This is a genomic window from Brevibacillus panacihumi (genome assembly GCF_003710985.1).
Lineage (GTDB): Bacteria > Bacillota > Bacilli > Brevibacillales > Brevibacillaceae > Brevibacillus > Brevibacillus panacihumi.
Genome location: NZ_RHHT01000053.1, coordinates 1 through 17,852 on the forward strand (window position 1 = coordinate 1; position 17,852 = coordinate 17,852).

14 protein-coding genes are annotated in these 17,852 nt (G+C 51.9%); 12 read left to right on the forward strand and 2 right to left on the reverse strand.

Going from position 1 to position 17,852, the window contains the following annotated elements; translation table 11 throughout:
• The first annotated feature begins 30 nt into the window (after positions 1-30).
• The 3 genes from EDM58_RS25840 (at position 31) to EDM58_RS20315 (ending at position 2,140) form a co-directional block, all read left to right on the forward strand.
• On the forward strand, positions 31-201 hold the full coding sequence (locus tag EDM58_RS25840; RefSeq protein ID WP_246000907.1) for a hypothetical protein: 171 nt from the start codon (positions 31-33) through the stop codon (positions 199-201).
• A gap of 206 nt (positions 202-407) precedes the next feature.
• Positions 408-1,751, forward strand: coding sequence for an ATP-binding protein (locus EDM58_RS20310; RefSeq protein WP_122914940.1), 1,344 nt, complete (start codon positions 408-410; stop codon positions 1,749-1,751).
• Between the two features lie 83 nt (positions 1,752-1,834).
• The gene (locus EDM58_RS20315; protein WP_122914988.1) at positions 1,835-2,140 is read left to right on the forward strand and encodes a DUF1292 domain-containing protein; all 306 of its coding nucleotides are present in this window, start codon (positions 1,835-1,837) and stop codon (positions 2,138-2,140) included.
• 53 nt (positions 2,141-2,193) lie between these two features.
• Here EDM58_RS20315 and EDM58_RS20320 read toward each other — a convergent pair whose 3' ends face one another.
• Entirely contained in the window at positions 2,194-2,571 is a 378-nt protein-coding gene (locus EDM58_RS20320; RefSeq protein ID WP_023557000.1) for a YflT domain-containing protein, read from the reverse strand.
• 174 nt (positions 2,572-2,745) lie between these two features.
• Here EDM58_RS20320 and EDM58_RS20325 point away from each other — a divergent pair, with 174 nt between their 5' ends.
• The 7 genes from EDM58_RS20325 (at position 2,746) to EDM58_RS20355 (ending at position 12,713) form a co-directional block, all read left to right on the forward strand.
• Positions 2,746-3,609: a hypothetical protein gene (locus tag EDM58_RS20325; protein ID WP_122914941.1), complete on the forward strand. Its 864-nt coding sequence runs from the start codon at positions 2,746-2,748 to the stop codon at positions 3,607-3,609.
• A gap of 29 nt (positions 3,610-3,638) precedes the next feature.
• The gene (locus EDM58_RS20330) at positions 3,639-4,784 is read left to right on the forward strand and encodes an Rv1355c family protein (RefSeq protein ID WP_246000909.1); all 1,146 of its coding nucleotides are present in this window, start codon (positions 3,639-3,641) and stop codon (positions 4,782-4,784) included.
• A 306-nt stretch (positions 4,785-5,090) separates the two neighbouring features.
• Positions 5,091-7,091, forward strand: coding sequence for a DNA gyrase/topoisomerase IV subunit B (locus EDM58_RS20335; RefSeq protein ID WP_023556997.1), 2,001 nt, complete (start codon positions 5,091-5,093; stop codon positions 7,089-7,091).
• 2 nt (positions 7,092-7,093) lie between these two features.
• Positions 7,094-9,622 carry a DNA topoisomerase IV subunit A gene (gene parC / locus EDM58_RS20340; RefSeq protein ID WP_122914942.1) on the forward strand — a complete coding sequence of 843 codons (2,529 nt, stop codon included), beginning with the start codon at positions 7,094-7,096 and terminating at the stop codon, positions 9,620-9,622.
• A 7-nt stretch (positions 9,623-9,629) separates the two neighbouring features.
• Positions 9,630-9,956, forward strand: coding sequence for a hypothetical protein (locus EDM58_RS20345; RefSeq protein WP_122914943.1), 327 nt, complete (start codon positions 9,630-9,632; stop codon positions 9,954-9,956).
• Between the two features lie 69 nt (positions 9,957-10,025).
• Positions 10,026-10,229, forward strand: a complete 204-nt coding sequence (locus tag EDM58_RS20350; RefSeq protein ID WP_183187572.1) for a hypothetical protein — start codon at positions 10,026-10,028, stop codon at positions 10,227-10,229.
• 108 nt (positions 10,230-10,337) lie between these two features.
• Positions 10,338-12,713 carry an AAA family ATPase gene (locus tag EDM58_RS20355; protein ID WP_122914945.1) on the forward strand — a complete coding sequence of 792 codons (2,376 nt, stop codon included), beginning with the start codon at positions 10,338-10,340 and terminating at the stop codon, positions 12,711-12,713.
• 378 nt (positions 12,714-13,091) lie between these two features.
• Here the strand turns inward: EDM58_RS20355 and EDM58_RS20360 are convergent, their stop codons facing one another.
• Positions 13,092-14,738, reverse strand: coding sequence for a PucR family transcriptional regulator (locus EDM58_RS20360; RefSeq protein ID WP_122914946.1), 1,647 nt, complete (start codon positions 14,736-14,738; stop codon positions 13,092-13,094).
• Positions 14,739-14,888: 150 nt separating this feature from the next.
• Between EDM58_RS20360 and EDM58_RS20365 the strand changes: the two genes are divergently transcribed.
• Both EDM58_RS20365 and EDM58_RS20370 read left to right on the forward strand, forming a co-directional pair.
• Positions 14,889-16,397 carry a CoA-acylating methylmalonate-semialdehyde dehydrogenase gene (locus tag EDM58_RS20365; protein ID WP_122914947.1) on the forward strand — a complete coding sequence of 503 codons (1,509 nt, stop codon included), beginning with the start codon at positions 14,889-14,891 and terminating at the stop codon, positions 16,395-16,397.
• Positions 16,398-16,412: 15 nt separating this feature from the next.
• On the forward strand, positions 16,413-17,774 hold the full coding sequence (locus EDM58_RS20370; RefSeq protein WP_122914948.1) for an aspartate aminotransferase family protein: 1,362 nt from the start codon (positions 16,413-16,415) through the stop codon (positions 17,772-17,774).
• Positions 17,775-17,852: the final 78 nt, after the last annotated feature.

A 17,852-nucleotide genomic window follows, 5' to 3' on the forward strand; every position in this document is an offset into this window, starting at 1 on the left:
ACATTAATTTATAGTGGGAGGTTTTTATTCGTGAGTGATCAAGAGGTACAGATCATTGATTTTGAAGAAATGCTGCGCTTTATCGAGAGCAGGCTTGCATCGGCCGGCTTGTATGCAAAGCGGGATGCCATCATCGCGATTTTGCAGGCAGAAGAAGCGTTTCTGCTGGAAAAAGGAGTCTTGCAAGAGTATAACGAGTAATGAAATGAGACAATCTGCCTGTGGCGGGTTGTTTTTTTGTGTCCAGGTTGTGGATATTCAATTGCAAAAAGAGGAAATTTATCCAGAATGGTGAATATTGTCCATAATCTTTTAACGGGTAATGAGGTGCATGATCTTTGCAAACGCGGACAACTGGACTCAGTGAGGTTCCTATTGCGGAAGAATTGTTAAGGACAGTGGAGAATATGCATAATCAAATCTTTAAGTATTCCCGTAATGAAGAAGGGCATTTTGTCGTAACCTTATCCGTCGGTAAAATTGCCCGTGAGTTCGGGCTGGAAGGGGAGCGGATTGAAGACATCCTGCTGGAGGATGCTGCGAGGCTCATGCCATTGTTTGAAAAGGCTTACAGCGGGCAGGTCGTCGATTACGAGTCCCAACGAGACGGCAGAGTCTTTCACACAATTCTTTCGCCCGTCCACATTGACGGAATCGTCCGGGAAGTGATCGGGTCCTGCATGGAAATCACGGAAAGAAAGCAGATTGAGCAGCAATTGCTTGAAGCGCAGGAACTGTACAGCAGTCTTGTAGAAGACACTCTCATTGGCGTCTACATCGCGTTTGTCGAGCAGGAAGGATTCGTCTACGTCAATCCTCGCCTGGCCGATATGTTCGGCTACACGCAGGAAGAGATGGTCACGATGACGGCAGCAGAGCTGGCAGTCCCCGAAGGAAGAGACACGATAATAGAGCATCAAAGGCTGCGGCTGGAAGGAGACCGCAGGAATTTGCATTACCCTTTTCGCGGACTGTGCAAGGATGGCAGAGTGATCGACGTGGAAGTCTTGCAAAAAACCAGCATGTACAAAGGCAAGCCGGCAGTCATCGGCATTTTGCAGGATGTCACCGAGCGCAAGCAAGCAGAGGAAATGGTGCGCAAGTCAGAATTGCTGTCTGTGGTAGGCCAGATGGCGGCAGGAGTGGCGCATGAGATCCGCAACCCTTTGACCTCTCTGAAAGGGTTTGTTCAGCTTTTGCAGACGCATGGGGGAAAACAGGAATATTTCTCGATCATGCTCTCGGAGCTGAACCGCATTGAATTTATCATTAGTGAATTTCTCGTGCTTGCCAAGCCCCAAGCCGTCGTTCATCGATTGTGCGAAATCAAGCCTCTGCTCGACCACATCATCGCGCTTGCCAAAACACACGCCATCATGAAAAATGTCCAGATCATCACACAATACGAGCCCAACCTCCCGTGTATCAATGCGGAAGAAAATCAGATCAAGCAGGTATTTCTCAATCTGCTCAAAAACGCCATTGAAGCCATGCCGAATGGTGGCGAAGTCAGAGTCACCGTCAGGCGGGAACAGCAGACGATTGTCATTTCCTTTCGTGACGAGGGATGTGGGATTCCGGAGGACAGACTCGCCAAGCTGGGAGAGCCCTTTTATACCACAAAAGAGACAGGGACTGGCTTGGGCCTGATGGTCAGCTTTAAAATTATCTCGCACCATGGGGGGACTATAAGTGTCGACAGCAAAGTGGGAGTGGGTACTACCTTTGAAGTGAGATTGCCTGTACCATGACCCCATTCGCCTGTTTGCGTCTACCGGAAAAAAACGGTATGATGAAGTCGAAAAGACTATTCCATCGTAAGGACGTGAACGCATTGACAGAAGAAAATAAAGACCTCCAACTAGGCGATATTTTTACACTTGATGATGAAGATGGTGAACCGTTGGGCGATTTCGAGGTAATTGCCATGTTTGACTTGAACGGTAAAGAATATATTGCCTTGGTCGAAGCGATCGAGGATGAGGAAGAGGAAGAAGAATTGGAAGAAGAAGTGGATATCTTCGTATTCCAACTCGATAAGGGTGAACTCGTTCCATTGGAAGAGAACGAAGAAAATGCTGTCTACGAGAAACTGAACGAGGTATTGGAAGGCATCGAATTGATCAAGGAAGACGAATAAAATAGGAAGTCACTGCTCTTTTCCCAGCAGTGACTTTTTTTGTATCTGCTTTTTCAATTGTGCATCTTGATGATGTTATCCTTCAAATCACGGACCACCAGCAAGCAGGTGTAGTCCGTCTCCTGCAACTCCCTGACAAGTGCCGAAGCCTCGTCTTTGGTCAGCCCCAGCTTTTCCAAGCGAGTCCGCATCTCTTCTCCGCCGTTGTCAAAAAAGTGAGCCTTGCTGTCAATATCCCCGACTGCACTTTCGAAATGGGTGCTGAATTTATAAAAATTGTTCCGCTGATTCGAGTGGTTCTTGTCCGGGTTCCATTTGATGACCCAAATGTCATCCTTATGGTAGCCGGAAGAATTGAGCGCCTGAATATCGGATACCAGTTCCTGGTCGTAGCGATGAAATTTGACGAACGGTTTGGTAGCGCTGATCATAGATATCCCCCTTATGTCGATCACTGCATCGTGCCTTCTTAGATTTACCCGAACTGTTCATAACATAAATGGTAAAAAATGTACAAATATGGAGGAAATGATAGGAAATTGTTGAACTTTAAAGTAAATCGAAGAATTGATTTTTGAAAGTATGTATCGGAGGGAATGCAAATCATGCCTTCACATTCTGCATGGACGGTTGTGCATGAGCCGTATGAAGTTCCGTTTGCCGCCAGTCATTGCGCTACGATCCCTTTGCAAGCTTTACTGAATGTCCCCCCACCTGCCTTTCGCAACGAACAACTCCTGCATATGTACACGAGACTGACCAGACATGAAGACCCTTTTTCCGACTCTGCCTTGGATGCAAACGCTTATGTCTACAAGCGGGTGGGTCGTGAGGAAAAGGATTTGCACCAGACCATCAAGGACATCGTCAACTGCAGCTATAACTTTCATTACCTGCATGATCAGCTCACCTACGAAGATATTGCCTCCGAAAGCGAAAAGAGGACAGAAGTTTTTATTGTTTACCAGCAAATAGGAGAAGTTATGCTGCCGTTGGTGAGTGTCAGAGTGCTGATGGATCAGGAACTGGATTGCTTCGAACTTTTTACCAGGCAGCAAGCAGATGTCCGCGCAGTGGAATTCTCCCGATTTTCCTACCACCCGCTGTTGGACGTACCAGTCGCATTGCTGGACAAGGAGATCAGGCTTTTGCTGGACTTGCACAAGCGGCATCTCTTTCGCGTCTTGCTGCGGGGAGCCTTCCGCTTTTTGAAAAGCCGCAAATACCGGACAAGCTTCGTGATTATGCCGCCGCATGTAAAACGGTATATGGTCGGGTGCGGATTCGTGATGCACGATATGCCGGAGTCGCAGTTGATTGCATCAGAGGAGCATGACAGAATGCGCCGTTCCTTCAGCAAATATTGGAAGCCGGATCGGCCCGTTCGGGAACAGCCAGCCGTGTATAAGCTCGATTTTCGCATCAAGCCTCTGGTCAAGGAAGTAAAAGGTCAAAAAGTCTTTCTGTAGCAAGGAAGCTCGGATGAGGGGATGAGATTGTGCAAAATTCGATGACGATACTGAATACTCGCTCAAGAGAAGGAGAAAAGCTGCATACCTACAAGCCGCGTTTTTATTGCCTCGCGAATCGCCGGGATAAAGAGCAAATGTCTGCCTTGATGGAGACGGTTCCCCATCTGGAAGTGATGGACACGTATCTCAGTCAACTGGAGGAATGGGTCAAGGCGATGCATCCGGGACGAAGATGGACAACAGAAGAGCTTCGCCAGGAGGTGGAGCGGCAGATCGGGGAGAAGGATGTGGCAGAGCTGGGGGTATGGGTGTACTATCCTTGGAAACAACTCCTCGTTCATCTGCTGGATGAAGAAGCATTCACTTTTGTGCGAACCAATCGCAATCGCAATAAAATCACGGCTGAAGAACAGCTTCGCCTGCGGGAACAAAAAATCGGGGTGATCGGACTTTCGGTCGGCCACTCCATCGCCATGACGCTGGCGATGGAACGAATTGCAGGAGAATTGCGCCTGGCTGATTTTGATGCGCTGGAGCTATCCAATCTGAATCGTATACGAGCAGGCGTCCACGAATTGGGCGTGCCGAAAGTCGTGATCGCTGCCAGAGCAATTGCGGAAATCGACCCATTTTTAAAGGTGATATGCTATGAAGAGGGAATAACCGAAGAGAACATCGACGACTTTTTTTCGGAAGGCGGCAAACTGAATCTGGTACTGGACGAATGCGACAGTCTGGATGTGAAGATGCTGATTCGATTCAAAGCGAGGGAGATGGGCATTCCCGTTGTCATGGAGACAAGCGACAGGGGAATGATCGATGTCGAGCGCTTTGATTTGGAGCCGGAGCGGCCCATCTTTCATGGCCTGCTGGAAGGAATGGACATGGAGGTACTCAAAAACCTCAGCAACCAGGAGAAAATCCCGCATGTCCTGAAAATCGTAGGCTACGAGACGATGTCTTCACGGCTGAAAGAGTCGCTTCAGGAGGTGGGCTCCACAATTTTGACATGGCCGCAATTGGCGTCATCCATCATGCTGGGGGCGGCGAGCGGTACCGATGCTTGCAGAAGAATCGGATTGGGACAAACCTGCGAATCGGGAAGGTATTATGTCGATTTGGAAGAATTAGTGGGGTATAGAAAGCAGGAACAGGCAGGCCGTTCTTTTTGACCCAGCCTGACCACGAATGCTACACTATACGATGTCATTCGATATCCAATCACTATGCGTCAGCCATCTCGCTTAGGGTGAGGTGGCTTTTTGGGTCAACCACGACTGCACAGCAGCCAAGCAGGAGAAGTTCAGGGGCTGTTTAGGGAAAGGAAAAGGGATGAAGTTGAATACATTCAAACGCATACGGTACAATAGCGATTAAGTGTTCGCTTTTTTTGTCCGATATGTATAGGGTGATCTTATTCAGCAGGGGATCAGGAACGAGGCTGGCCGATACGAAGGCTGCCTTGTCCTGGAAGTACGATGAAGTTGCAAATGGCAGAGGGGAGAGCGCGATTGAAGGAAGCAGATACACTCCAAATGACGTATACAGAAGATGATATTCAGGTCCTGGAAGGCTTGATTGCCGTCCGCAAGCGGCCTGGTATGTACATAGGTTCCACCGGAAGCAGAGGGTTGCATCACTTGCTGTGGGAAATCGTCGACAATGCCAAGGACGAAGTGCTGGCGGGAGCCAATGACAGCATTATCGTCACCCTGTACAAGGATGGCAGCATCAGTGTCGAAGACCATGGCAGGGGAATTCCGATAGGCATGCACAAAACGGGCCGTCCCGTACCTGAGGTCATTTTTACGACCTTGCATGCGGGAGGCAAATTTGGCGGCGGCGGCTACAAAAAAAGCGGCGGTTTGCATGGCGTTGGCTCCAGTGTCGTAGTAGCCTTGTCCAAATGGCTCGAGGTGGAGATCCACCGGGAAGGCAAAATTCACAAGCAGCGGTTCGAGTATGTGGTAGACGACAAGGGAGTCGAGCATGTCGGGAAGCCCGTGACTGACCTCGAAATCGTAGGCAGCACGAAGCGAACAGGGACAACCGTTCGTTTTCTCCCGGATGAAGCTGTGTTCGGCACGGTCCGCTTTGATTATGAAACGATCCGCGAACGTTTTCGCGAAACAGCCTTTCTGCTCAAAAAGCTGCGCATGGTGCTGATTGACGAACGCGGACCGGAGAAGAAGCGGGAAGAGTTCTATTTTGAAGATGGGTTGAAATCATATGTTGAGTATTTGAATGAAGGCAAGCAAACGCTGCATCCAATCGTCTATTTTGAAGGCGAGAAGGACAATGTGTATGTGGAGCTTGCTTTCCAGTACAACGACGGCTATGCGGAAACGCTGGTTTCCTATGTCAACTCGATTGTCACGACAGATGGCGGCACGCATGTAACCGGGTTTCGCAACGGGACAACCCGAATTTTCAACGAGTTTGCCCGCAAGAAGGGATACCTGAAGGAAAAAGACCCGAATTTGACAGGAAATGATTTGCGCGAAGGGTTCCTTGGCGTTTTGTCCCTGCAAATGGCGGATGTCCAGTTCGAGTCGCAGACCAAGGACAAGCTGGGGAATGAAGAAGCGCGAACCATCGTGGAGCAGGTCATATCGGAAAAACTTGGCTTTTTCCTGGAGGAGAATCCAGAGATCGGCAAGCTCTTGGTGGACAAGGCCCTGCGTTCGGCAGAAATACGCGAAGAATTGCGCAAGCAGCGCGAAGCCTTGCGCGGGGACAAAAAAGGGAAATCCGCGAAGAAGCGCAAGTCCATATCCGAGAAGTTTACGCCGCCACAGTATAAAGACCCGAAGAAAAATGAATTGTTCCTGGTCGAGGGAGATTCGGCGGGGGGCTCCGCCAAGCAAGCGCGCGACTCCGAATTCCAGGCTTTGTTCAGCTTGCGAGGCAAACCGCTCAATACGGAGAAAGCCAAGCTGTCCGAAGTGTTGGCCAATGAAGAATTCAGGACCATTCTCGAAGTTTTGGAGACGGACATCGGCGAAGAGTTTTCGATCGAGAACTGCGCTTTTGACAAAGTGATCATCATGTCTGACGCGGACGTCGACGGTTCCCACATCCAGACGCTTCTGCTCACCTTTTTCTTCCGCTACATGCGGCCGATGATCGCAGCAGGCCACCTCTACATCGCCCAGCCGCCGCTTTATCAGGTGAAAAAAGAAAGCAAGGGCAAAGGCGCCGAATCCATCTACTGCTGGAGCGATCAAGAGCTGGAGCAGGCGATCAAGCGTCTGGGACGCGGGGCAGAAGTGCAGCGCTACAAAGGTTTGGGTGAAATGAACGCAGATCAATTGTGGGAGACGACGATGGATCCGAAAACCCGCAAGCTGATCAAAGTACAGATCGAAGACCTCGCCCAGAGCGAGAAGCTCGTCACCGTCCTGATGGGCGATAAAGTGCCTCCGCGCCGCGAATGGATCGAGAGCCATGTCACCTTTGAAGTCGGGGAGGATGAATAACGATGTTGTCCAATCAAATCATCGAGCAGAGCTTTGCAGAGATCATGGGCAAGCGCTTTGGCGATTATGCCAACCTGGTCATTCTCTCCCGCGCGATCCCGGACGCCCGCGATGGGCTCAAGCCCGTGCAGCGACGCATCCTGTACGCCATGTACCAGGAAGGAAACACGAATGACAAACCGTACCGCAAATCGGCGAAAACAGTCGGTTATGTGATGGGGACCTATCACCCTCACGGCGATACGGCAATCTATGAAACCATGGTCCGCATGGCGCAGTGGTGGAAGATGCGCCAGGTGCTGATTCAGGGTCACGGCAACTTTGGAAGCCTCGATGCCGACCCTCCTGCAGCCATGCGTTATACCGAATCCCGGCTGTCTGCGCTTGCGAGTGAAATGCTGCGCGACATCGAAAAGGATACGGTCACGTTTATTCCTAACTACGACAATTCGGCACAGCAGCCTGCTGTTTTGCCTTCTCGTTTTCCCAATTTGCTGGTCAATGGCGCGGCAGGGATCGCAGTTGGGTTTGCGACAGATATACCCACACATAATTTGGGAGAAGTCATCGATGCCGCGATCGCACAGATGAAGAACCCGAATATCTCGTTGGATGAGCTGATGAAGCACGTCAAGGGTCCTGACTTTCCGACTGGCGGAATCGTCCAGGGGGTATCTGGAATCCGCAAGGCGTTTGAGACCGGACGGGGTCAGTTCATCATCCGCGGCAAGACGCATGTCGAGGAGCCGAAGGGTGGCAAGGTCAAAAAAATCGTCATTTCCGAGATTCCGTTCGAAGTTGTCAAGTCCAAGCTGGTCGCCCAAATCGATGAGCTGGTCATGGAGCGAAAAATCGAAGGGGCCTTGGCAGTGCGCGATGAAACAGGCCGAAAAGAAGCGGACAGAAAACAGGTGCGCATCGTCGTCGATATTCGCAAGGAAGCGGATGAACAGGCGATTCTCCACTATCTGTTTAAAAATACCGACCTGCAAATCTATTACAACTACAACATGAACGTCATCCATGAGGGAACGATTCGCCAGATGGGACTAAAGGCGCTTCTGGGGGCATACATCGACCATCAGAAGGAAGTCGTGACGCGCCGTTCCCAATACGATCTGGACAAAAAGCAGCACCGCGAGCATATCGTGGAAGGGCTGATCGCAGCCAAATCCATTCTGCGGCAAATCGTCGATACCATCATGGATTCCGAAGACCGTGCGGATGCCAAGAAAAATATCATGGAGAAGTACGGCTTTACCGAGATCCAGGCCGATGCGATTCTCAGCATCCAGCTCGCTTCCTTGACTCGCTTGGACATCATCAAGCTGGAAAAGGAACTGGCGACGCTGGCGAAAGAGATCGAGGAGCTGAAATCAATCCTGGCCAGCGAGAAAAAACTGATTCAAGTGATTACAGCCGAATTGAACGAAATCAAGAAGAAATACGCCGAAGAGCGCCGGACCGAGATCCAGGGCGAAATCGAGGAGATCAAAATCGATATCGCGATGCAGATCAACGCAGAGGACTGCATCGTGACCTTGACGAATGAAGGCTATATCAAGCGGACAAGCCCGCGCTCCTTCAAGTCGATGGGAGGAACGATCGAGACTTGCGGAGTCAAGGACGGGGACAGGGTGCGCCACTTTGTGGAGACGAACACCTCCCATACCGCATTGTTCTTTACCCAGGACGGCAAATATTTCGCTACACTGGTCAATTCCTTCCCGGATGACAAGTGGAAGGATATTGGATCGGCAGTGGTCAATGTCATCCCGCTGGAAAAGACGCAGCGGATCGTCGGGTTCGCCATTGTCGAAGACTTCAAGCAGCCCCTGTACGTCTACCATGTCAGCCGCAGCGGACTGATCAAGAAAACGGCCTTGGCAGATTATGAGACAAACCGCTCCAGTGCATTGGTAGCAGCCAAGCTGAAGTCGGCTGACGATGAGTTCATCACAGTTTTTGTTAGTGGCGAACAGGGCGCTCTCTTGGGAGCGACCCGGGATGGCATGGGCATACGTTTCCTCGCAGAAGAGGTAGGAGCCACAGGGCGTGCTTCCAGCGGCGTGAAAGCAATCACCTTGGCGAAGGAAGACGAGCTGATTAGCTTTATGCCAGTCGGGGCAGAGGACGAACGCGTATTTTCGCTCATTACTGCGGACGGTGTGGTCAAGCGTACGAAAATCGCTGATATTCCGCTGCAAGGACGCGCAGGAAAAGGCGTGCAATTGATTCGTAAAAGAAAGACGAGTCCGCACCAGCTGCTGGCGATCAGCGTAGACGAGACGATGTACGCCCTGACCAAACAAAACGAGTGGCAACCAGTACCGGTGGATCAGGTCAGCATCAACGAGCAGGGAGGAATCGGGCGAACCGTGATCGAAGGCGGCATTGAATCGATTGCCTATGAAACGGTACTGCCTACCGATGAACCCAAGGAGAGCAATGCTACTGATACGGCTTCCGGGAAAAAACCGGAAGAACAAATCAGCCTGTTTTCAGATGAATCCGGTGAGAAAAAAGGATGAGGATAGCATGACAGTTCCATTTGCAGCATTCACTTCCCCGCTCAACTGGCAGCAGGTCTCCCTGTTGCTTGATACGGTACAGTATTTTGAGGATGCACCGAAGTGGTTGTCCATCCCTGATGAGGAGAAAAGAAGCGTCCCCGTCCCCATGACGGCAGATACGCTGCGGGCCATGCTTGAGACTTTGGATGAAGAGGATGCCTTTACAACGCAAGTCTTTACCATAAAATGGGATCCCTCTGAGGCAGAGGATTCCGGGACATTGATCGTAGGATTGCCTTCAGGTGAGCAGATCCGCCAACCTGCCGTACTGTCTCAGTTTTCCCCGGTCTAACAGGCCCATTGGCTTTTTGCTGTCTAAAAGGGATGCCTCCTGCGCACACTATGGTAGGAGGTGTCCACTGTGGAGCGCAATATGAATGTGAATGGCAGAGAGTATCATTTTGCCACTACCTATGACGGGGATTCGCAGTACAATGTGCAGGTACGCAGCGGCGACAAAGTCGTGACGATGTTCAAAATTGCTGCTGAGTCGGAAGAAGAAGTATTCGACGCAGCCAAGGCTCATTTTTCTGCAGATGTAGAAATGGGCAATATAAACGTATAAGAGTTGGCAAGTGCGCTGCTTCCGGTCGTTGGGGGCAGCGTTTTCTTTTCATCCTGCTTGAAATATGCTACAACAGGGAAGAAGGAATGGAGCGGAAGGAGCAATGACATGGATCAGCTTCAGGAACGGGACTTGTACACCACGATCCAGCAGTGGCGAAAGGAGTTTCCCAAAACGGCAGAACTTTCGGAAGGAACCTGCATGGCTATGCTGGAAGAGATCGAACAGCGAAGATCAAAAGAACCGCTGGAATGGCTAGATCGGGCAGAAGCGGTCGTGCTGACCTGCCTTTCCTCGCTGCGCTGGAACAAGGCTGGCGGGCATCGCTTGGCAAGGGAATGGCTGGAACGCGCTGTCCAGTTGGACCCGGAATACCATGTTGCCCTCGAACTGTTGCTTCGTCAGGAAATCTTGCATTTGCGGGAGGAACAGGCATTAAACGAAAATTTCCCGACCATCCGGGAGACCGATAACGTAGTGACGCGCAGGAGAAATGTAGAGGTCTTGACGAAGCTTGCTGGCGAAGCAAAGCAATTCACGGCTCGGCAGCTTGCCAACATCGCGCATGTCCAGGAGCTGGCCCGCAAACTGGCGGATGAGCAGACAATCAAATGGACGGCTGATTTGAACCAGCTTTTCAAAGATCGCGAAGAACTTGTAGAGAAATTGCAGCTCCAGGTGGATGCTTACGCCGCCTCGTTGTCAGGCGTCTTTTTTTCCACAGAGCTGTTGGGACAGCTGCAAGAGACCATTCGCGCCATTCAGGAGCAGCGAAACCGTTTGGAGCAGATCTGGCAGGATTTTGAGCTGCGACAAGACACAGAAGAAAAACCGGCAAAGACGGAATCATCGGCCCTTGAGGAATTGGAAGGATTGATCGGACTGAATGAGATCAAGGAGCGCGTCCGACAGCTTGCCCAGTTTTTGCAATATCGGCAAAAGCGTGAGGAGAAGGGCTGGCACATGCAGGACGAATTGCCCCTTCACCTCGTCCTGATGGGCAAACCCGGCACGGGGAAAACGACCTTGGCGCGTCTGATCGCCCGTCTGTACAAAGAGCTGGGGCTGCTCGCGTCCGGACAGCTGATTGAAGTGGACCGTTCCCATCTGGTCGGCGGTTATGTCGGTCAGACGGAACAGCGAGTCATGGATGCAGTCAAACGCGCAGACGGCGGGGTTCTTTTTATCGATGAAGCCTACAGTTTGAAACGTGCGGACAGTTCCGGAAGCGATTATGGACAGGCTGCGATCGATACGCTGGTGGCTGCGATGACAGGCGGGGAGTACGCCGGGCGTTTTGTCGTCATGCTGGCAGGCTATCCCGAAGAGATGCGGAACTTTTTGTATGCCAACCCCGGCTTGTACAGCCGATTTCCAGAGGCGGGACATTTTCTGCTGCCGGATTATTCGACCGATGAGCTGGTGCAGATCGCATCCCAAGTCGCCCAGCGAAATGACTTTCTCCTCACAGAGGAAGCAATCCGCAGCTTGCGGCAGCGCATCGAAAAATCACGAGTCGACGAAAGCTTTGGCAATGCACGGACGGCCGCCAACCTCATACTTGACGCAATTTTTGCCAAAGGAAAAGCAACGGCAGGCAAAGACCTGCAATGGAGCGATTTCACCGTCCTGTACCCGGATGATATTCATGCAGATGCCTCAAACGAGGAGCCTGCTGCGGCATCCGAGCGGCTGCAAGCTTTGATCGGGCTGGATCAGGTGAAGGCGGAACTGGCGAAAATCACGGCTTTTGTTCGCGTCCAAAAAGAGCGTGCTGAAAGGGGAATGAAGGCAAGCCCCGTGGAGCTGCATGCTGTCTTTACGGGGAATCCCGGGACTGGCAAGACGACGGTGGCTGCCTTGTACGCACAGATTCTGCAGGAGATTGGCTATCTCAAGCGTGGGCATCTCGTCGTAGCAAGCAGAGCGGATCTCGTCGCGGGTTATGTAGGACAGACGGCAGCGCTGACGAAAAGAAAGATTCGGGAAGCCCTCGGGGGAGTGCTGTTCATCGATGAAGCATACGCCTTGTTTGGTACAAGTGAACAGGACTACGGGCAAGAGGTCGTCCATACGCTCGTAGAGGAAATGACGAGACATGGCGAAAATTTGGTGGTTGTCCTCGCTGGCTACACAGAGGAAATGAATCGCTTGTTGCTCAGCAATCCGGGGCTGGTCTCCCGGTTTAAAAAATATGTCCATTTTCCGGATTATACGGTGGAACAACTGGTGCAGATCGTGGCACGGGAAGGGAAGAATGCCGGCTATCTGATCACGGACGAAACCGTCGAAAAGCTGGCCGCTAGGCTCGCAGAGATTGCTGAGAAGCATGGCATCGGCGGCAATGGACGCTTCGCCAAAAATCTGGTGCAGGAAGCGATGCAAAATCAGGCGATTCGCTTGACAGAGATTCCACAAGAACAATGGGATCCCATGCAGCTTGCCGAATTGACGTGGGCAGATTTTCAGCGTTGTCTGGAGTAAATTTTTTTCGTTTTGTGATGATCGTTACAGATTTTTCCCTCTGTACCCTCTATAATCAAAATCAAGAGATAGCACGCAAGAGAAAAGAAAGGAGGTGTAGCTCATGTACCCAGCAAAACCAAGTGTAAAAGAAATTGTCAAAGGAAGCGGCTTTGGCAAGATTTTGAAAACGAATGAACTGCTGAGAGTTAAACCAGCCATTTCTGCGAAGTAATCAAGAAGGTCCTTTTTTCTTCCATTAATGCCCCGCATGAATTCCGCAAACGCCCGAAAATGGGACAAAGCCAACCTTCCTGTTGAGGGTACAAGCCATTCATTGGCTGAATCGTAACGAAAGGAAAAAGGCGTGTGACTGCTAACAGCCCACACGCCTTTTTCCTATTTCTGCATCGAATTCGCAGGAGACTCCTTCTGCACCCAGCTTAGCGAGCGCAGCGCAATCTCCAGACAGATCCGGCGTTCCGGCGAGGTGAAATCTTCTCCGATGCATTCCCTGATTTTATCCAGACGATGGTATAGCGTTTGCCGATGGATAAACAGTTTCTCTGCCGTTTCCTGTTTGGAGAGATGGCAATCGAGATAGACGCGCAATGTGTGGACGAGGGAGGAGCCGTGTTTATCATCATATTGGATCAACGGGCCCAGATAATCCGCGATAAAGCTTTGCAGCACCGGCTCCTGGGGAATGTGGAAAAGCAGCCGGAACAAACCGAGATCCGCGAAGTAGGGACTGGCAGACTCATGCTGAAACAAAAGCGCTTGCTCCGCTTCAGCCAGATGCTTGGACGCATCAGAGAAGCGGTGGCTGCTGCGGCTGACCCCGAACCGGATTGTGGTATCAGCCCCCATCAGCTGGGCAAGAATTCGCTGCAGCTCAGCCATGACTCGATCCAGCAGCTTGCGGGGACGGCTGACCGGCTGTTTTTCCACAAGCAGAAAAGTAAAGCGATTGCCGACACAGCGGATAAAGGGCCGAAAGCCCAAACGCTCCAGCAGTGAACGAAAGACGGCCGTTGCGTCATGGGGCGGAAGCGTCTCTTCCTGACTGCCATTGCGCTCAAAGGCAAGCATCATCAGATGATAAGCTGGCGGACGTGCAGAGGCGGAGATACCCAGGATCGTGCGGATCTGCTCCTCTGTCAAAGGACGTCTGGCGAGCAAATCGTCGAATAAACGGTACTCCATCGCCAGGGCCTGTTCTTCCACAAACATCTTGCGCATCAAAATCTGCGCGATCGCATGAACGGTATTGTCCAGCGTGAGGAGGATGAACTCATCGGCTGTTCGCTCGTATAAAATCATGCCGACATAGGCGAGAAGATGTCCCATCGCCATGACTGGCTGGTAAACAATCTGTTTTTTATCATTCAAGGGTAAAAAATGGGCATTGGGGTTCGCTTTGTCATCTGCTAAAAATTGTTCCCGCATCAAAGCGGACAGCTCCGTTTGAACTACTTGCGCGACCGGAGGAGAGAACAATGGTAAAGAATCCGGCGTATAGAGAAAAACTTGGGTTTGTACAGCTGATTGAAAGTGCTGGAGCAGCTTCGGCAAACCGTGTGACTGCAAGCTGAGCTGTTGCAGGCTTCGCGAGTAGGATTCGAGGTCTCGCAACGCCCGGAGCTGCCGGTTCGTCAGATGCTCATGCAGATCGAGCGTAATGTCGACGAAACGGACAGGCTGATGAAAAACGATCAGGGGGAACTGGTGATGATCCGCCATTTCCAGCATATCAGCTGGAATCATCGGCAGATAGGTGCCCAATTCCACGCATAATCCGACTGCTTTGCGATGAATCAGCTCGGACAGATAGGCCAGGCGCTTTTCCTTCGCTTCCCCGAAGCCCAATCCGGTCGTGAGAATCAGCTCACCCCCATTCAGGTACTTTCCCGTATCAGCAGATTCCAGTACATGAACCCAGCGGATCGGACGGGACAAGCCTTTGCTCCCCGCGACCACCTGGGCGTGCTGAAAAGAAGGACGGCGCAGCGCTTCCCCTACACTCAAACGCCAATCATTGCTCATCTTCCACCTCGTTACAGACTCCAATTGGAGGAACTAGACATACTGTAAGATCAATGTAAGTCAACCAATGACGCTTTGTCTAGTGATAATGGATTGAAAATTCCGATAAAATAAAGCTGAGAAGAACAATGAACGCAAGGAGTTGATAGGATGAGTCAGACAACTGTCACCCAACCTTTGAAAAATTACATCGGCGGTCAGTGGATCGAAGCGAAAGCCTCCCGCTACGAGGATGTACCGAATCCGGCAACGGGAGAAATTCTTTCACAAGTACCGATCTCTACCAAAGAGGATGTGGACAAGGCTGTTCAGGCAGCAAAGGAGGCCTTCCCGGCATGGAGCGAGACGCCAGTAATAGACAGGGCACGCATCATGTTTCGCTTCCACCATCTTTTGACCAAGCACGAGGAAGAATTGGCGCGGATGATTACCATGGAGAACGGAAAAAACCTGCCAGAGGCGCATGCCGAGCTATTGCGCGCACTCGAAATGGTGGAATTCGCCTGCGGCATGCCCACCCTGTTAATGGGCGAGACCTTGCCCAATATCGCAAAGAGTATCGACAGCCATGTCATTCGCTTCCCGCTCGGTGTGGTCGCAGGGATCACGCCATTCAACTTTCCCGTCATGGTGCCAATGTGGATGTACCCCATCGCAATCACGGCAGGCAATACCTTTGTCTTGAAGCCGTCTGAGCGCACGCCGATCTCCAGTGTGCGGATCGCAGAATTGCTGAAAGAAGCGGGACTGCCGGACGGGGTGTTCAATGTCGTCAACGGGGCGCATGATGTCGTCAACGGCTTGCTGGAGCATCCCGATGTGAAGGGCATCTCTTTTGTCGGATCGCAGCCAGTGGCCGAATACGTCTACAAGACAGGAGCGGCCCACGGCAAGCGCGTACAGGCACTGGCGGGAGCGAAGAATCATCACCTTGTCATGCCGGATACAGACCTGCGCCGTGCCGCGAAAACGATTGTCAGTTCGGCATTTGGCTGTGCAGGAGAACGCTGTATGGCAGCCAGTGCCGTCGTTGCTGTCGAAGAGATCGCAGATGAGCTGGTTCAGCTTTTGATCGAGGAATCGAACGCTCTGGTGATGGGCGATGGGCTGGAGCAAGGCGTGGACCTCGGCCCCGTAATCCGGGACAGCCATCTCGCCAAAGTCCACGGCTTCATCGAAAAAGGACTGGAAGCGGGCGCAGATTTGGTGCGTGACGGCAGGGAGGATGCGAAAGGGAAGGACGCGGGTTATTTCCTCGGCCCCACGATTTTTGACAAGGCTGATGCCGAGATGGTGATTGTCCGCGATGAGATTTTTGCTCCGGTGCTGAGTGTCATGCGGGTCGGAAGCTTCGAGGAAGGCCTGGAGACGATCAGCCGTTCCCGCTACGGAAATGGCGCGACGATCTACACCAACAATGGAAAATGGGGACGCGAGTTCGTGCAGCGGGTAGAAGCCGGCATGGTAGGCGTCAACGTCGGAGTGCCGGCACCAATGGGCTTTTTCGCCTTCTCCGGATGGAAGCAGTCTTTTTACGGCGATCTGCACGCGAACGGCAAGGATGGTGTAGAGTTTTTCACCAAGAAAAAGACAGTGACATCACGTTGGTTCGAGGATGGAGATACGAGTATCGGATCGCAAAAAGTCTTTGTGAAATAAAAGGGGGATGCTGCCATGGAACAAGAGCAACTGACAAAACCTTACGATAAGGAGAGCTTGCTTGATTCAGACCGCACGCATATGTGGCATCATATGTCGCCGTACAACCCCAATCCCATGATCGCTACCGAAGCGAGCGGCTCCTGGATCACGGATATCGACGGCAATCGCTACCTGGATGGCATGTCGGGCTTATGGTGCGTCAACATCGGCTACGGCAGGCAAGAGCTGGCTGATGCCGCTTATGAGCAGTTGAAGCAGTTGGCCTATTTCCCACTAACACAAAGCCACGTCCCCGCCATTCGACTCGCCGAGAAGGTAAGCGAGTGGCTGGGAGCGGAGTATCGCGTCTTCTTCTCCAACAGCGGGTCGGAAGCCAATGAAGTGGCGTTTAAACTGGCGCGCCAATACCATCATCAGAATGGCGAGCCGGGACGCTACAAGTTTATCTCCCGTCACCGCGCTTATCACGGCAACACGATGGGCTCTCTGGCAGCGACCGGACAGTCGATCCGCAAAGAAAAATACGAACCATTGGCTCCGGGCTTCCTCCATGTCCCGCCGCCGTATTGCTATCGCTGTCCAGTCGGAAAAACGTACGGGGATTGCAGTCTGGAATGCGCCCAGTTCTTCGATCAAGCGATCAACTGGGAAGGCGAGAAAACGGTGGCGGCGGTCATCATGGAGCCTACGATCACAGGGGGCGGCGTCATCGTTCCGCCGCCGGAATACATGCCCAAAGTACGCGAGATTTGCGATAAATACGGAGTGCTTTTGATTGTCGACGAGGTCATCTGTGGATTCGGACGTTCAGGCCAGAAATTCGGACATCAAAACTTCGGGATCAAACCGGACATCGTGACGATGGCGAAGGGGATTACAAGCGCTTATCTGCCGCTCTCCGCGACGGCTGTACGAGCGGAAATCGCCGATTCCTTCAAAGAACAGGGAACCAACCAGCATTTCCGCCACGTCAATACCTTTGGCGGCAATCCGGCAGCTTGTGCGCTGGCGCTCAAAAATTTGGAGTTGATGGAAGAGGAGCAATTGGTGGAGAGAGCCGAGCAGTTGGGTGCCGAGCTGCGCGCCAAACTCGCTTTCTTGGCTGATCATCCACTGGTTGGCGACATCCGCAGCTTCGGCTTCCTGATGGGTATTGAGATGGTGGAAGACAAACAAACCAAGGAACCGGCGGCCCCGGCCAAATTGACCCAGGCCATCGCGGAATGCAAGAAGCGAGGGCTGATCATCGGTCGCAACGGCGACACGATTCCGGGATATAACAATGTGCTCACCCTGTCTCCGCCATTCTCTACCACAAGCGAGGATCTGGATTTTATTGCCAATGTCATGAAGGAAGCTTTCGAGACGCTCTAAGCTGAAGATAGATCCTGTTTCCCAGTAAAAGGGGAAGCGGGATCTTCTTTTTTGGTATTCTTGGATGACTCAGCATGG

Excerpts from the sequence above, each read along its gene's own strand:
- EDM58_RS20320 (WP_023557000.1), bottom strand. The coding sequence starts at position 2,571 with ATGATCAGCGCTACCAAACCGTTCGTCAAATTTCATCGCTACGACCAG.
- EDM58_RS20345 (WP_122914943.1), top strand. The coding sequence starts at position 9,630 with ATGACAGTTCCATTTGCAGCATTCACTTCCCCGCTCAACTGGCAGCAG.
- EDM58_RS20325 (WP_122914941.1), top strand. The coding sequence starts at position 2,746 with ATGCCTTCACATTCTGCATGGACGGTTGTGCATGAGCCGTATGAAGTT.
- EDM58_RS20355 (WP_122914945.1), top strand. The coding sequence starts at position 10,338 with ATGGATCAGCTTCAGGAACGGGACTTGTACACCACGATCCAGCAGTGG.
- EDM58_RS20335 (WP_023556997.1), top strand. The coding sequence starts at position 5,091 with ATGAAGTTGCAAATGGCAGAGGGGAGAGCGCGATTGAAGGAAGCAGAT.
- EDM58_RS20365 (WP_122914947.1), top strand. The coding sequence starts at position 14,889 with ATGAGTCAGACAACTGTCACCCAACCTTTGAAAAATTACATCGGCGGT.
- EDM58_RS20360 (WP_122914946.1), bottom strand. The coding sequence starts at position 14,738 with ATGAGCAATGATTGGCGTTTGAGTGTAGGGGAAGCGCTGCGCCGTCCT.
- EDM58_RS20310 (WP_122914940.1), top strand. The coding sequence starts at position 408 with ATGCATAATCAAATCTTTAAGTATTCCCGTAATGAAGAAGGGCATTTT.
- EDM58_RS20370 (WP_122914948.1), top strand. The coding sequence starts at position 16,413 with ATGGAACAAGAGCAACTGACAAAACCTTACGATAAGGAGAGCTTGCTT.
- parC (WP_122914942.1), top strand. The coding sequence starts at position 7,094 with ATGTTGTCCAATCAAATCATCGAGCAGAGCTTTGCAGAGATCATGGGC.